Genomic DNA, 15578 nt, shown 5'->3' on the forward strand with positions numbered 1-15578 from the left:
TAACAGGACTCTATTATAATTAATCCGATGAATTTAATGTGAATTAGTTATAAGTAGTTTATCATCCTGTATAGGGAGGTGTCAATTCACTCATAATATTCCAAAAAGTATTGCTTCGTTAAGCCTACCTCTTCTTTTCCATCTTCCCCTAAGTCCCCACTAAACTCAGTATCACTCTCAGTTTCAATCTCTTCCTCTTGAGAAACTAATTGCTCAACTTCACCTCGGCAATGACTATTTAACAAAAAGCGACGAGTGGCTTCATTGCTTGGTTGCTCCATTTTATTTGCTCCTTTCTAAGTTAAAGAAACTGCATAATCCTTCACTCCAGTCTCTTCTTAGTGTTGGAGTAAATTAATGTTTTTATTCTTTCCTTTGCGATCTACCCTTGCTCATATCACATTGTTACCTGGTTCGATCAATCATGTATTCCCTTGTAATGATATAACCCCTGCATTATACTACTGCTAGTGCAATAAGCCATAATTCAGTCAATTAGGAGCGAAGCCTATATGTCTCAATCTATATCGATTCAAGAAGCGATCACATTAATCACAGAAAAAATGTCACCAGAAAATGTGGAACATTTTAATACGATTTCTGAACATATTCGGAACACAGACAGCAGCGTTACACCGCAACGCCGTGAGAGTTTAATTTTAAGCATCGGCAAAGAAATCGTAAAATATCAAGCCAAGGGCAAATTAGCCTCAGATTTATACGGCACTCATTTTGAGCAATTTGCTAAAACATTACTAGCAGACGTTGAACAACGAAAGCCACGTACACTAAAAGATAAAATCAAATTTTATTTAATGATTCCTTGGGCAGCATTAACTATTTTATTTGCAATGTATACTGGGATGGGCTTTTTAAATAAATGGCGAAATGATGGAGGTTTAATCTCGATTAGCACTTCATTTTTATTTATGATTTGTGGGATTTCAGTCTTGCTTATATTAGTGGTTACAAAATTTTTGGAGCAACCTGTGGAAGAAAATGAAGAGGGTGAGCTTGCTCAGACTCCAGCAATAAAGCCATTTGATCTAAAAGCGTTAGGAGCCTACATTGGAATAGCGGTCATTTTTGCTGGCCTGGGGTATTATTTATCAGCTTGGTTACCAACCTTTACCCTTACACCATGGACTTGTCTCATCGTATTCCTTATAGGACTTGGAGGCTTTCGAGTTTTTTTCCGTTTCAAATAAATATATTCAAAAAAAAACTAGCTACTGCAAACTCTTTTCAGAATTTATAGTAGCTAGGGGTTTTATTTAAGTCCCTTAACCGGTCTGATTTCTCTATTAACCGTTTTTCACGCCAGACTGAAGCTTAACCATCACTTTACGACTGTATAATGCCAACACAAAGCATAACAAAAGGATTGAAGCCGCTACAACGTAAGGTAAATTAATATCGATATCAAATAAACCTCCAGCGATAATCGGTCCAATAATGTTACCTAGGCTCGTATACGCTGAATTCATGCCCGCAACAAAACCTTGATTTTCCCCCGCCATTCTTGACATTTGTGTTCCCACAGCAGGTCTTAAAATATCGATCGCTAAAAATACGGTAAACGTCACAGCGACAATCATCCAAAAACCACTTACAAATAAAGTTAAGCAAATAAATAAGCCAGCCACGAGTAGGCAGGTTGCAATTACCTTGTGTTCTCCGAACTTATTAAGTAACCAACTAAATATGGTAAGCTGCACCACCGCACCACTGATTGAGCCAAACGTGATGACAAACGCAATATCTGTAGGGGTAAAGCCAAATTTATGATCCACAAACAATCCGAACACCGTTTCATATTCAGCCAAGCCAAACGCCATGACAAAAACGATCACAAGGCTAATAAAATAAGGTTCACGGTAAGAACGTATTAACTGAGAAAACAAGCTTTCACGAGCTGAATTTGAATTGGTTCTAATTTCCTCTCTTTTTTCCGCAGTGAGTGATTCGGGCAAAATAAAAATCGTAATTAAAGCAGCCACAATACCCGCTACACCCGCAAAATAAAACGGAACACGAATACCAAACTCCGCAATATATCCACCAATCCCAGGACCAATAATAAATCCAGTTGTAATTGCAGCATTAATAAAGCCCATGCCTTGGGCACGCTCTTCTCCAGTCGTTATATCCGCAACATAAGCCATAACCGCGGGCATAATAAATGCCGCTCCAGCTCCTCCAAGGAACCTCGCTATAAACAATAACCAAGCATCATTCGCTAATCCAAACACAAATTCTGAAAGTGCAAAAATAAGTAAACCGATAATCATCATCTTTTTACGACCAATTTGGTCAGATAATCGCCCAGACCATGGGGACACTAAAAATTGTGTTAATGAAAAGGCCGCAACTAGCAAGCCAACAATTTGACCACTAATGTGAAGCTCATTCATAAAGCTTGGCATAATCGGAATCACTAACCCTATTCCCATAAATGCGATAAAAATGTTAAGCATGAGGAGCAATAATGCGCCTCGATTTCTACGAAGTAAAGACATAAATTTGTATTCCCCCATTAATAAATTGCTAATTGGACTGACTAGACGGTCTACTTAAACTTAAAAAGAAACGCCGTTAAGAAGCTCCGGCGCGAATTCCATTTAATAATACAGACAATGCTTGCCTATATTGCTGCTGCAATTGAGAAAGCGACATATTAGCCCTTGTCATTTCGTTTACCTTACCAATCCCTTCAAGCATCGCAGTAATTAATACGACATAATACTCAACCTCGTTAGGCGGAAAATAATTTTGCTCCAGCGCTTCCACCACAAGCTCACGACAAGCCTGTGAACCTAAATAACAAATTTCGAATAAACGTTGTTTAACATCTTCACTTATTTCTCGTCCACGTTCGAAATTTTCAATTTCACGAAGCAAAGGATTTTGAAAATCACTAGCATAATACCCGGCAAATCCATACCACTTTTCTTCAATATTTGTAAAGCTGGTTTTCATTTGATTCCACTCATCAAGCCAACGCATTGTGTCATCCTTAATGACATAAAGGAATAATTCCTCTTTGCTTGGAAAATGGTGATATAGACTCCCCTTGCTGACCTTTGCAGCTTCACATACTTCATTCATCGTAAAGATACTATAGCCCTTTTGAATAACTAACTGAGAAGTTTTATCCAAAATTCTTCGCTTTGTTTCTTCCCCATCTGAACGTACTCGGTTCATACATACGCCCCCATAACTAGACCAATTGGTCCAATTATAACACAATATTTTTAATAGTGGAATATCCAATATCTAAGATCTAAACTTTTCATATCTATTTTATATTTATTTCTATTTTCTATTTCTTTATTTTTATCTATATTATCTACCTATTTATGGTCACTTTCACCTTCAGTATGTTCTTTAAGCGAGGTAGGTGCTGAAACCTGATTTACAACAATAATCCCATCAAATTGTTCCTTTGGTACAAATCGCATCACATTTGAACTAATGACCTCAGCCGTTAACCCATCCTCAGATGCATAAATCGGCTCAAACATCCAAGCATTAAGTTCATCCTTTTGCTTATGTGCAGACAAATCTACAAATGTATTGTCATACCCACTTTGCATAATCGTATGTTCAAGACTACCCGCAGGACGAGGTTCAATCTTAAATGGCGTCATGGAAGTAATTGCAACGCTAGCTCCCTGATTCATAAAAAGCCCAACCACATACAATTGATCTTGAAGTTGATGATGCAATCGTTCTCCCAAACTGTTAAAGCTAGTGTTCCATTTCCCTTGCTCCAATATTTCGCTTTTAGATGTATTTTTAGATAAATGATCGTTATGTGCCCATAGTATAAATTTTTTGTCCTTATAAACGGTATTCATTAAATATTGGAGATTGTTGAACATGAATTGATCACGGAACTCATAAGATGCCTTATCTTCTAAGGTGATCATACGTAAAAAGGAAATACGGTCATACATCGATCGAATCATAATATTAATCATATGTGGATTATCGGGATATAAGGCAGATAACTGCTTGTGGTGATCCTTCATAAATTTGATACTCTTTTTGTACTCTGGTACATATTTGTTAATTAACTTTTTAGCTTCCTTAATGTAAGCTTGCTTATTTGAACTTTGCTCTAGCGTACCGTTTTTATTAAGAATGGCATATAGCTCTTGTATAGCCTGCAAGTCTGTATCCTTGAAGCTTTTTGCTTGCTGTTCATCCACCTTAGCTAAGGTCATACTAATGACATTAGTTAAAACGTAACTAGTAAATTGCATATCATAGCCTGCTAAGTACAACGGATGATCGCCTTTAGCTTGCTCCTTGATATACTGGAATAACTCCAAAGTTTCTTCTGAATGCCATACAGGAAAAATAGAGCTCCCCATCATTACATCTGCATCTAGCTGAGTGGCATTTTCAGATACAACCGCAGCATCTGCCATGCCCGATTCAAATGCAATGACATCATAACCAAGCTCCTCATGGAGGTACTTAATCATTGCCACCTTCACACTGCTATATTCCTTCACACGATGAAAGTTCTCTCCTAAGCTCACAACCCTTTTATTTTGCAAAATCGGCTTAAGAAAACTAAAATCAACCGCTTCGTTACCCTCAGTTATTGGAATGGGATGTGCATTTTTTTGCCACCATTCTGATGTGGCTTTGCCTTGGGCTTGTGATGCTTGTAGCTGATCTCCGGGGCTTGCCGACACCACTAAAGGCGCTGACAGTAATGACATACTTAAAATTGAGCAAACGATGATTTTACTACTTATCCATTTGGAATTACTAATTATCATAATTTAATAATCTCCTTTTCTGTTTCTCACCGCAACGTTCCTGATTACACCTGCTCCTTATGGCGAAGTAACCAGGATGTCGCATACAACATGCAAGCTATAAAGAAGAATTCTATAATAACCGAAGCTACGCTTCCACTTAATTGACCATTAATACTAAAAACAGCACGACTGGTAGTACCTACTACTTCAGACTCTCTTATAAAAAGGAATGGGGAGTCACTATCAAATCCTAGGACAGAAAGAATCATCGTTTCTACTTTCCATAAAATAATTTGAATTACAAAATACGAACCAATCCCCACCCATACGCCTACTTTTCCTTTTATACTTGCTGCGATCGTAGTTGACAATACAATAGCGCAATACATAAAAGTGAAAAATAAAACAAATTGCACAACGATCGATACGCCACCCGAAAATGAGATAGAAATGGAGTTAAACACTCGGTTTAAGTCACCAACATAGCTTAAATATATTAGAGTATGGACAAGCATAATAATTAGCAATACAAACTCAGCAGCAAGTCCTAATATCAAGCTAGATATCACATGCCAGATCGGTCTTTTGGGCACAAGTCTTCGACTATATGACTTAATGTTTTTGCGGTACGTATTTACACTCATAATTCCTAGCATCGCCCCAGTTAGCGCATATAACATTAGGATAAGAAATACGATAATCACATCATCCCAATGACGTGTGTTTCCGATGATGGTTACAGCACCCTGCAAAATGATAAGTAATGCAAATAGACTTGCAAATGTATTTAGATTACGTTTAAGGTCATATTTCAATAGCTTAAGCATTTTATGCAAATACCTCCTTGAACATATCATCCACACTTTTACCATGCTTAAGTCGTAAGCTCTCTACTTCCTCTTGCATGACAATACTGCCTTCACGAATAAATACAACCTCATCAAAAATCCGCTCAATATCCTTCACTAAATGTGTGGAAATAATCATGCTACTATCTTCGTTATAAAACTCAAGGATCGCATCCAATATTTTGTCTCTAGCGATCGGATCAACGCCTCCAATGGGTTCATCAAGCAAATATAGCTTCGCATCTCTAGACATTGCCAATGTGAGTTGTAGACGTTCATTCATCCCTTTAGATAATGTACTCACCTTATCCATTAGATTTAAATTCATGAAAGCAAGCATGTTAGCTGCCTTTTCTTTATTAAAATCCTCATAAAAATCCTCGTAAAATGCGATCGCATCCTTTACCCTCATCCATGGTTCTGTTAACGGGTGGTCTGGCATAAATGAAATGCTTGATTTCGTTTCCAGACCTACCTTAACTCCATTTGCATAAGCCAAACCGTTGGAAGGTTGAATCAGACCTGCTACTATTTTCATAAGCGTACTTTTACCGCTGCCATTCGTACCAAGCAGTCCAACAATTTTACCTGCTCCAATGCCTAAGCTCACGTCAGACAAGGCGGTTTTGCCCCGATACTTTTTAGTTATATTTTTTAGCTCTAACAAATGCTCTGCCATCTTTATCCCCCAATCCTTCATTTCTCAATTTTTTCATTTGTTTCAATATTTCAAGAGTTCAGTTCTTCAATAGATGAATCGTTCCGAATTTCTCTCGCATTTCTGTTTGGAGCAATCTATACACTATCTATCTGTTGCGACACTATCTTCTCTTAGCGTTTGTCGGTCGCACTTTCTGACACAAGCTTCACAATCTCTTGCTCCGAAAAGCCCAAATCCTTCATGCCATGAATAAAGCCCTCTAGCAACTCACTCGCCATTTCTTTTTTAATATTCATAATTTTAGCTTCCTCACTTGTCACATATCTTCCTAATCCTCTTCGTGTCTCCACAATTTGCTCACGCTCCAACTCCTGAAATGTACGCTGAATCGTATTTGGATTAATTTGCAGCTCTACTGCCAGCTCTCTAACAGAAGGAATTTTATCTCCAGCTTTTAAGGTGCCCGTTACAATATCTCGTTTAATTTTGTTCATAATTTGCAAATAAATCGGTAGGTTATTATCGAATTCCATACTCACAATGCAGCTTGCTCCTTTCCTTGTGTAATGCTCCCATCACGAAACATCACGTTTTTTAAACGTAACAAAGCTTGTAGCAAGAAACAAGACAAGATACACAAAAATTATTAATAAGGAGAAATTCAGTGTCATCCCAGCGAAAACGGGTCTGGCGCCTTCTTTATACATACTTAAATCTAAGTTCGTCAGGATAAAATATTTAGAGATTTCATATTTAGAAAATAGGAATAAAAACAAACCTTCAAAAGCAATTAACGAAATGCCTAACCCTATCGTAGCTGCTGATGAGCGTGTTAAAATGCCAACCATAAAGGCGATTGTCGTATAAGCTAATGTATAAACTAACGCATAACCTAGTGTACTTCCAAGTGCACCCCATTGTATCGAGCTTGCATTATAGTTTGTAAATAGTAGTGCTGAAGCCAGTGTTAAGCCAAAGGTAAATACGTATATAGAAAACATGTAAAGCAACACAGTAACATATTTAGAGGCTAAAATTTTAGTACGGCTTTGTGTGCGAATTAATAAAAATTTAATCGTGCCAGAGCTATATTCTGAGGCCACAATACCTGCAGTCCCAATAATAGTTAACATCGTTAAAAAGGTGACAAAGGTCTGTTTTGAAAATGCATTACTCATATAAAAATTAAAATCAATTTGTCTGCCCACTATAAAATATGACACAATGGCTACGATCACAGTCACTATGGCATATGGAATAAAAAAGCTACGCTTTTTAAATAATTTGAGCCATTCATTAATGACTAAGTTATTAAAATTAGACATGCATCTCACCTCCAGTCCATTTTAGGAACTCATCTTCCAGCGTTTCCCGACTTTCTTGAATCCGATAAATACCAATCCCTTGCGCTGCCAACAAATGTACAAGCTTTGGAATCTCAGCATCTTGCATTTGAATTATTAACTCTCCATGCTCTGGGTCAACATGTAATACTGTCATATTTTGAGCACAATCAATTAATGTTTTTGTGTTTACTAACTGATCTACACGTAAGCTTAGCTTAACATCTTCCCTTACTTGAGCCGCTTCACCTAACTGCTTCACCGTAACCAGCTTCCCTTGCTGTATCACGACAACCTCATTACACATCAACTCAATTTCGGACAAAAGGTGACTGGATACTAACACGGCAAGCCCTTCTTCTTTTGCGGCCTTTTTCAAATAATCTCTCATTTCACGAATACCAGCAGGATCTAATCCATTGGTAGGTTCATCTAAAATAAGAATAGAAGGTTTATGGAGCAAAGCTTGGGCAATCCCTAACCGTTGGCGCATTCCTAAGGAGTAGGTCTTTACTTTCTTATGCATCGCATCCTCAAGTCCCATTAATCTCAAAACTTCCTTAATTCTTGACTCTGTCACCCCTGGACTCATGCGCTGATATTGCTTCAAATTATCATACCCTGACATATAGCTATAAAACTCAGGATTTTCAATAATTCCACCAACATAAGAAATTGCTTTTAAAAACGAGTGACGTACACTATGACCATGAATGCGTACATCCCCTTCGGTCATCCCAATTAGACCAGCCATCATCCGAATCGTCGTTGTTTTCCCAGCCCCATTTGGACCTAGCAAACCAACAATTTGCCCCTTCTTAATGTTAAAAGACAACCGATCTACGATTTTACGTTTTCCAATTTGCTTCGACAACTGATCGACTTCAAGCACGATATCTGCATGATTAGCAAAATGATGATCATTTGTATTATTTACATTAATAGCACCATTTTGATGCACATCGTTGACATTATTCACAAGCTTCAGATGGTTTGAATCACTTGATAACTTCCCAAACTCTAACTGTTTTTTCATACCTTCACCTCATTAGTATTACTGTTATAGTTAAATAGTACACTAGTATATTGATATTGTAAAGCGAAATAACCTAAAAAATTCAATATTCAGGTGAAGAAAATTAAAGTATACTGTTTAAGGAAAATGAAGAGCGCATCTTATCACTCTACACTTCCACACACTCTATTGCTTAAAGGATGCGTATGAAAGTTGAATGCTAACAAAGCTAGTTTACTTGTTTTGCTCGTAACACTTGGATGGGGATCGTCCTACTTATTTATGAAGATGGGACTAGAATCTATTGGTGAATTTAACCTCATTGCTTTACGTTTTAGTCTTGCTTTTCTAATTGCTGGCGCTTTTTTCTTGAAACGTCTCAGGCTACATTTTAACAAGCAAATGCTTGGGTTTAGCGCATTACTAGGGATGATCTTGTTTGGCGTCGTAGCGTCTATTTTATTTGGTTTAAAGACGACCAGCACTTCTAATGCAGGTTTTCTAGTCGGTCTTACCGTTATTTTTACACCACTGTTAAATAGGATTATGTTTCATAAGAAATTAGAGCAAAGTAAACTATTTGGTTGTTTATTAGCCATTGTTGGCATTGCGCTACTTACCTTAAACAATGAGTTAAGCATGCATCCAGGTGATATTTTATGTATGGCTGGTGGGATCCTTAATGCGCTGTATATTTTAGTATCGGGGGAAATGGTGAAAAAGGTAGATTCAATCTCTGTAGGACTTTTATCATTAGGCTTTACAGCGATATACGGACTTATCTTCTCATTGCTCTTTGAGTCTCCAACCTTACCTCAGACAATGGATGGCTGGGTGGCTATATTCGCACTCAGTGTCATATGTGGTGCGTTTTGCTTTATCGCTCAAGCTATAGCATTACAATATATTAAGCCTGTTCAGCTTGGGATTATGTACGCCTTAGAGCCGTTATTTGCTGCAATATTTGCTTTTAGCTTTGCAGGTGAACGATTAACACTACAAGGCCATTTTGGAGCATTATTCGTTATAGCAGGGATATTTGCTTCAGAATGGTTGGAGCATAGAAAGAAACATAGGAAGGTAAAGACATATGTTATGGCTCCTTCAAACCTAGGCTCTGGGACTGTGGTCACTGGCGTAAAACATGAATAATAAATGGTTTAGACTTACACTCTAATAAAAAAAACCAATACGACTGTCTTATCTAAAGGGACTAACCCCATAATAAGCTGTCTATATTGGTTTTTTGTTACATCAGTACTTGACATTTTACCCAAACTAGCGAAGAGACAGGGAGATTCTGAAGATTGTCTCTTAAAATCAAATTCTCTCCTATACTTACTTCAATACAAAGGAATATGGTTTTAACAACAATCGTAAGAACACTCTGGATCGTAGCTTCTTGCTTCAAGCCATTGTCAAGTACTGATTTATAAACAGAACCTTTAATTCAACTAAATCAATAAATTAAATAAATTCAAATCACGGTTGAGCTCAGTATAAACAACACCGTATTTCTCCATTCGCTTAATCAGCGCAGCATAGTCATCCTTACAGGAAAGCTCAATACCAACCAGCGCAGGACCATTTTCTTTATTGTGCTTTTTCGTATATTCAAACCTTGCAATATCATCGTTCGGACCAAGCACCTTCTCCAAAAATTCACGAAGCGCACCTGCACGTTGTGGGAAATTAACGACAAAATAATGCTTAAGCCCCTCGTAAATAAGAGAACGCTCCTTCATTTCCTGCATCCGATCGATATCGTTATTACCACCACTAATGACGCATACGACGGTTTTGCCCTCAATCTGCTCCTTATATTGGTCTAGCGCAGATACAGGTAATGCACCCGCAGGCTCAACAACGATCGCACTGTCATTATACAATTCCAAAATGGTTGTACATGCTTTTCCTTCAGGAACCGTCACAACTTCATCTAATGTTTCCTTACAAATTTCATAATTCAACTGTCCTACACGCTTAACAGCCGCGCCATCCACAAACTTATCTATTTGATCAAGGGTAACGACCTGTTTTTGCTTCAAGGCTTCCGTCATAGAAGCAGCACCTTCAGGCTCTACGCCAATTACTTTTGTTGAGGGACTCATCGTTTTCATATAACGTCCAACACCAGAAGCTAATCCACCCCCGCCAATCGTTACAAATACATAATCCGCAGACCCTTCTAGGCTCTCCATAATTTCCATTCCAATTGTACCGTTACCCGCCACAATTTTAGGATCATCAAACGGATGAATAAAGGTTTTTCCTCCTTCATCACACGCTTTCATCGCCTCAGCATAGGCATCATCAAATGTATCCCCAGTTAAAATCACTTCTACATTTTGCTGACCAAAACGTTTAACCTGCTTAACTTTCTGATTAGGGGTTGTGCTCGGCATATAAATCGCACCTTGAATCCCAAGGGCATGACAAGACAATGCCACACCTTGGGCATGATTTCCTGCACTTGCACATACAATTCCTTTTGCCAATTCTTCTGGTGTAAGGCTACGAATCATGTTGTAAGCCCCTCTAATTTTAAAGGAGCGTACCACTTGTAAATCCTCACGCTTTAAATACACCTTACAGTTATATTTTGCTGACAACGTCGCATCCAATTGCAAGGGAGTACGCTTTATAACCTCTTTAAGCACATGATGTGCCTTAATGATATCTTCCATTCCTACCGTTACATGTTCAGTCTGACTCATCTTCTCTGACTCCCTCACTTTTTATGCTGTATTATGCTGTATATTATTTATTGCTCCATTGCCCATACTGTACAATCTATTATAATTCCCTAAGTACAAAGGGCTGAAGCCTTCTCACAATCGAGGTTCTTTTCGTTTCCAGCTCTTCAGGCAACATAAGCTCCTTCCCTAGGTCACCAACCTCTTGGTCACAGGTAAAGCCTGGCTCTTCTGAGGCAATTTGAAACAACAAACCACCTGGCTCCCTAAAGTACATCGCTTTAAAATAAATCTGATCCTCAATGCCAGTGTATTGCAAATGATTATGCTCAATCATAGCACAAAAATCCTCTTGCTCATATTGATTACTTGCTCGCCATGCCAAATGATGAACAACACCTGCCCCAAATCTACCCGCAGGCATGTTTTCTACACTAAGATCGATGACATTTCCTAATTCGCCTTCTGCATGAAAACGAACAACCCCATCTTCCTCCCCGATGAGCTGTAAGCCTAAAATCGAGGTTAACACTTCACTTGTTGCTTCACTATTTTTACTAAAAAGCATCACGCCACCTAAGCCCTTAATGGCATGTTCTTGTGGAATGCCACGAGTAGACCACCAGCTCACTGGACCTTGCTCGCGCTCTACCATTTCAATAATAAGTCCAGAATTATCTGTAAACGTAATATACTGCTCGCCAAAACGCTTATTTTCCATTACTTTAATTTCAAAGGACGATAATCGCTTACGCCAAAACAACAAGCTTCCCATAGGGACAGTAAAAACAGTGATCCCCACCTGCCCTCCACCTAACATGCCTTGGCTTGCCTGCTCCTGTGGCAAAAAACTAATGATTGTACCCGGACTACCTTCCTCATTCCCAAAAAATAAATGATACACATCAGGTGCATCATAATGAACCGTCCGCTTTACAAGTCTTAATCCAAGCACACCTGCGTAAAAATCTACCGTTTCCTGAACATCATTCACCATTGCAGTAATATGATGTATTCCTAATGTAACTGGCACTTCCCTTTTCCCCCTGACTAACACAACTACCCTTATTATAAGGGAGTTCTCTGGAGATGTTAAACGGAGAAATAAAGTAGATGGAAAAAAACTACTCTAACCACATAGCCTAAAAACAGCAAAATGTGATTATAAGTAGTCTTAATCTTTTCCCTTATCTTGTCTTTTTTTCCCTTTACACCAACGCCTTCAGCGCAATATCACTCCGCTGATGCTTGCCCTCAAAATCAATTTCCTTAGCAATCTTGTACGCTTGCTCGCGTGCGGCTATAATGTCCTCACCTAAGCCAACAACACCAAGCACACGTCCACCGTTAGTTACGAATTCACCAGCTTCATGTTTAGCTGTGCCCGCGTGGAATACTAGGCTAGATGGATGAGCTGCCTTTACTGCTTCAAGACCTTTAATCGGAACTCCTGTTGGATAGGAAGCAGGGTAACCACCTGAGGCTAATACGACACAAACTGCGGCTTCATTACTCCACTTGATTTCAATCTGATCTAACGTACCATTGATAGCAGCTAAGAAAATTTCTACTAAGTCACTTTGTAATCTTGGCAAAACAACCTGTGTCTCGGGGTCACCAAAACGTGCATTAAATTCAATCGTCTTTGGAGTTCCATCTGGTGAGATCATCAGGCCTGCAAATAATACACCTCTAAATGGACGACCTTCAGCAACCATCGCTTTTGCTGTAGGCTCGATAATAGTCTTAACTGCTTCTTCAATGATTGAATCTGCTATATGTGGAAGAGGGGAATACGTCCCCATTCCACCTGTATTTGGACCTTTATCCTCGTCATACACTTGCTTGTGGTCTTGCGCTGCCACCATGGGGCGAACCGTTTCGCCATCCACAAAGGCTAAGATGGACATTTCTTGTCCCTCTAAAAACTCTTCAATCACCACTTGGCTACCAGACTCACCAAATACTTTATCAATCATAATATTAGACAAGGCTTGCTCGGCTTCCTCGATTGTAAAAGCAACCGTAACCCCTTTGCCTGCTGCCAAACCATCTGCTTTAATCACAATCGGAACAGGTCTTGTCCTTAAATAAGTCAAAGCTTCCTCATAGCGATCAAACTTTTCATAAGCTGCAGTTGGAATGTTATATTTTTTCAACAAATCCTTCATAAAGGTTTTGCTACCTTCAATATAAGCTGCATTTTTACGAGGTCCAAATACCGGAATACCTGCGGCTTCAAAGTGATCTACAATCCCTTCAACCAAAGGATCATCGGGGCCAATGACGACTAACCCCACCTTCTTTTGCTGTGCAAATTCAACTAATTTATCAAACTCTTTTACCTGAATTGGAACCAAGGTAGCAACTTCCGCGATTCCTGCATTTCCCGGTGCACAATAAATCGTATTTGCCTTAGGGCTCTTAGATAAAGCCCAGCAGATCGCATGTTCACGTCCACCACCACCAACCACCAAAATATCCATAAGCTCCTCCTTATGATCACATCGACCTGCTTAATGCTTAAAGTGTCTCACGCCTGTGAACACCATAGCAATGCCATGCTGATTTGCCATCGCAATCGATTCCTCATCCTTAATGGAGCCACCTGGTTGGATGATCGCAGTAATTCCTGCTTTTGCCGCCGCCTCCACCGTATCACTCATTGGGAAAAAGGCATCGGAAGCCATTACACTTCCCTTAGCTTCTGCTCCTGCTTGCTCAATCGCAATTTTGGCTGCACCCACACGGTTCATTTGCCCTGCACCAACACCGATAGTCATATTGTTTTTAGCTAATAAAATCGCATTAGATTTAACATGCTTCACAATTTTCCATCCAAATAAAAGTTGCTTCAGCTCTTCCTCAGTTGGCTGACGATCGGTAACGACCTTTAAATCTTCCGCTTGAATCGAATGAACGTCGTTTTCTTGCACAATCATGCCACCATCAATCGAAGTCACAACAAATTGCGACTGACGATCCACTCCTGCTTGTAAATTTCCCATTTCAAGTAGACGAATGTTTTTCTTTTTGATCAAGACCGCCAATGCTTCTTGAGTAAAGCCTGGTGCGATCACAATTTCCAAGAAAATATCTTTAAGCAAGTTTGCAGTATCTTCATCAACAATTCGGTTTGCAGCTACGATACCACCAAAAATGGAGACGGGATCAGCAGCATATGCCTTTTCAAAAGCTTCTAATACACTTGCACCGACACCTACGCCACATGGATTCATGTGCTTAACTGCAACTACAGCAGGCTCTGTAAACTCCTTCACCATTTGAAGCGCCGCATTTGCATCATTAATGTTGTTATAAGACAGTTCTTTACCATGTAATTGCTTCGCATTGCTAAGCGTATCTTGTGCCGCTAACGGCTTACGATAAAATGCCGCTTTTTGGTGAGGGTTTTCACCGTAACGCAAATCTTGTATTTTCTCATACGTAACTGTGTAACGTTCAGGTAATGGGTCACCGTTAACTTGTGACAAATAATCAGAGATTAATGCATCATAAGAGGCAGTATGACGGAACACTTTTGCCGCTAATGCTTTACGTGTATTTAAAGTTGTATCGCCTTCTACTTTGATTTCCTCAAGCACTTTCCCATAATCCGCCGCATCCACCACAACACTAACAAAAGCATGGTTTTTTGCCGCAGAACGCAACATCGTTGGCCCACCAATATCGATATTTTCAATCGCATCTTCATAGGCTACGTCTGGTTTAGCAATCGTTTCTTGGAAAGGATACAGGTTAACAACAACAAGATCGATGTAATCCAGCCCTAGCTCCTTCATCTGATTTTGGTGCTCTTCACTATCGCGGATGGCAAGTAATCCACTGTGAACCGCAGGATGTAACGTTTTAACACGACCATCTAAAATTTCAGGAAAACCTGTAACATCAGAAATACCAATGACAGGAACGCCTTCTTTTGCAAGTAGATTTTTTGTTCCTCCTGTAGAAATGACCTCTACACCTAGTTCTGCTAGACCACGACAAAATTCAACGATACCTGTTTTATCTGATACACTCACTAATGCTCTTTTGATTGCCACGCGACAAACGCCTCCCTAAAAAATCTAATTTAATCTATTATTTTGATTTAAAATGATTTATTTCCCGAGAAATATCGAAAAGGACTACTTTTTGCTTCGTAACTACTTATCATTAAACAACCAGTTGCAACGAGTGACAAATTTACTGATTTAATACTAATTTATGGCGTTAA

The 15578-nt window shown here is 39.1% G+C and carries 15 protein-coding genes; 2 read left to right on the top strand and 13 right to left on the bottom strand.

Going from position 1 to position 15578, the window contains the following annotated elements; all coding sequences use genetic code 11:
* Positions 1–86: 86 nt before the first annotated feature.
* Positions 87–281, bottom strand: a complete 195-nt coding sequence (locus J2Z32_RS05830) for a hypothetical protein (protein ID WP_210088240.1) — start codon at positions 279–281, stop codon at positions 87–89.
* A gap of 231 nt (positions 282–512) precedes the next feature.
* Between J2Z32_RS05830 and J2Z32_RS05835 the strand changes: the two genes are divergently transcribed.
* Positions 513–1208 (top strand): DUF1129 family protein, encoded by a 696-nt coding sequence (locus J2Z32_RS05835; protein ID WP_210088241.1) that lies wholly within the window; start codon positions 513–515, stop codon positions 1206–1208.
* Between the two features lie 96 nt (positions 1209–1304).
* Here the strand turns inward: J2Z32_RS05835 and J2Z32_RS05840 are convergent, their stop codons facing one another.
* The 8 genes from J2Z32_RS05840 to J2Z32_RS05875 all read right to left on the bottom strand — a co-directional run bounded on the left by J2Z32_RS05840 (position 1305) and on the right by J2Z32_RS05875 (position 8666).
* Complete coding sequence (locus tag J2Z32_RS05840; RefSeq protein WP_210088242.1) at positions 1305–2519, bottom strand: MFS transporter; 1215 nt, start codon at positions 2517–2519, stop codon at positions 1305–1307.
* A gap of 76 nt (positions 2520–2595) precedes the next feature.
* Positions 2596–3204: a TetR/AcrR family transcriptional regulator gene (locus J2Z32_RS05845; protein WP_210088243.1), complete on the bottom strand. Its 609-nt coding sequence runs from the start codon at positions 3202–3204 to the stop codon at positions 2596–2598.
* A gap of 149 nt (positions 3205–3353) precedes the next feature.
* Positions 3354–4796, bottom strand: a complete 1443-nt coding sequence (locus tag J2Z32_RS05850) for an erythromycin esterase family protein (protein ID WP_210088244.1) — start codon at positions 4794–4796, stop codon at positions 3354–3356.
* Between the two features lie 44 nt (positions 4797–4840).
* Positions 4841–5605 (bottom strand): hypothetical protein, encoded by a 765-nt coding sequence (locus J2Z32_RS05855; RefSeq protein WP_210088245.1) that lies wholly within the window; start codon positions 5603–5605, stop codon positions 4841–4843.
* Position 5606: 1 nt separating this feature from the next.
* Positions 5607–6305 carry an ABC transporter ATP-binding protein gene (locus J2Z32_RS05860; RefSeq protein ID WP_210088246.1) on the bottom strand — a complete coding sequence of 233 codons (699 nt, stop codon included), beginning with the start codon at positions 6303–6305 and terminating at the stop codon, positions 5607–5609.
* A gap of 152 nt (positions 6306–6457) precedes the next feature.
* Positions 6458–6826, bottom strand: a complete 369-nt coding sequence (locus J2Z32_RS05865) for a GntR family transcriptional regulator (protein ID WP_210088247.1) — start codon at positions 6824–6826, stop codon at positions 6458–6460.
* Between the two features lie 36 nt (positions 6827–6862).
* A complete protein-coding gene (locus tag J2Z32_RS05870) occupies positions 6863–7612 on the bottom strand; it encodes an ABC transporter permease (protein WP_210088248.1) in 750 nt (249 codons plus the stop codon).
* Complete coding sequence (locus J2Z32_RS05875) at positions 7605–8666, bottom strand: ABC transporter ATP-binding protein (RefSeq protein WP_210088249.1); 1062 nt, start codon at positions 8664–8666, stop codon at positions 7605–7607. The genes J2Z32_RS05870 and J2Z32_RS05875 overlap by 8 nt, the downstream gene beginning before the upstream one ends.
* Before the next feature lie 192 nt (positions 8667–8858).
* Here J2Z32_RS05875 and J2Z32_RS05880 point away from each other — a divergent pair, with 192 nt between their 5' ends.
* On the top strand, positions 8859–9797 hold the full coding sequence (locus tag J2Z32_RS05880; protein ID WP_210088250.1) for a DMT family transporter: 939 nt from the start codon (positions 8859–8861) through the stop codon (positions 9795–9797).
* 302 nt (positions 9798–10099) lie between these two features.
* Here the strand turns inward: J2Z32_RS05880 and ilvA are convergent, their stop codons facing one another.
* The 4 genes from ilvA to purH all read right to left on the bottom strand — a co-directional run bounded on the left by ilvA (position 10100) and on the right by purH (position 15405).
* Positions 10100–11362, bottom strand: coding sequence for a threonine ammonia-lyase IlvA (ilvA, locus tag J2Z32_RS05885; protein ID WP_210088251.1), 1263 nt, complete (start codon positions 11360–11362; stop codon positions 10100–10102).
* Between the two features lie 79 nt (positions 11363–11441).
* Complete coding sequence (locus J2Z32_RS05890; protein ID WP_210088252.1) at positions 11442–12374, bottom strand: VOC family protein; 933 nt, start codon at positions 12372–12374, stop codon at positions 11442–11444.
* Between the two features lie 175 nt (positions 12375–12549).
* Positions 12550–13827 (bottom strand): phosphoribosylamine--glycine ligase, encoded by a 1278-nt coding sequence (purD, locus tag J2Z32_RS05895; RefSeq protein ID WP_210088253.1) that lies wholly within the window; start codon positions 13825–13827, stop codon positions 12550–12552.
* A 30-nt stretch (positions 13828–13857) separates the two neighbouring features.
* Positions 13858–15405 carry a bifunctional phosphoribosylaminoimidazolecarboxamide formyltransferase/IMP cyclohydrolase gene (purH, locus tag J2Z32_RS05900; protein WP_210088254.1) on the bottom strand — a complete coding sequence of 516 codons (1548 nt, stop codon included), beginning with the start codon at positions 15403–15405 and terminating at the stop codon, positions 13858–13860.
* Between the last annotated feature and the right edge of the window lie 173 nt (positions 15406–15578).

The sequence above is a fragment of the Paenibacillus turicensis genome, assembly GCF_017873435.1.
GTDB lineage: Bacteria > Bacillota > Bacilli > Paenibacillales > Paenibacillaceae > Fontibacillus > Fontibacillus turicensis.

Coding starts and splice junctions, on each gene's coding strand:
- J2Z32_RS05830 (WP_210088240.1), bottom strand. CDS start 281: ATGGAGCAACCAAGCAATGAAGCCACTCGTCGCTTTTTGTTAAATAGT.
- J2Z32_RS05835 (WP_210088241.1), top strand. CDS start 513: ATGTCTCAATCTATATCGATTCAAGAAGCGATCACATTAATCACAGAA.
- J2Z32_RS05840 (WP_210088242.1), bottom strand. CDS start 2,519: ATGTCTTTACTTCGTAGAAATCGAGGCGCATTATTGCTCCTCATGCTT.
- J2Z32_RS05845 (WP_210088243.1), bottom strand. CDS start 3,204: ATGAACCGAGTACGTTCAGATGGGGAAGAAACAAAGCGAAGAATTTTG.
- J2Z32_RS05850 (WP_210088244.1), bottom strand. CDS start 4,796: ATGATAATTAGTAATTCCAAATGGATAAGTAGTAAAATCATCGTTTGC.
- J2Z32_RS05855 (WP_210088245.1), bottom strand. CDS start 5,605: ATGCTTAAGCTATTGAAATATGACCTTAAACGTAATCTAAATACATTT.
- J2Z32_RS05860 (WP_210088246.1), bottom strand. CDS start 6,305: ATGGCAGAGCATTTGTTAGAGCTAAAAAATATAACTAAAAAGTATCGG.
- J2Z32_RS05870 (WP_210088248.1), bottom strand. CDS start 7,612: ATGTCTAATTTTAATAACTTAGTCATTAATGAATGGCTCAAATTATTT.
- J2Z32_RS05875 (WP_210088249.1), bottom strand. CDS start 8,666: ATGAAAAAACAGTTAGAGTTTGGGAAGTTATCAAGTGATTCAAACCAT.
- ilvA (WP_210088251.1), bottom strand. CDS start 11,362: ATGAGTCAGACTGAACATGTAACGGTAGGAATGGAAGATATCATTAAG.
- purD (WP_210088253.1), bottom strand. CDS start 13,827: ATGGATATTTTGGTGGTTGGTGGTGGTGGACGTGAACATGCGATCTGC.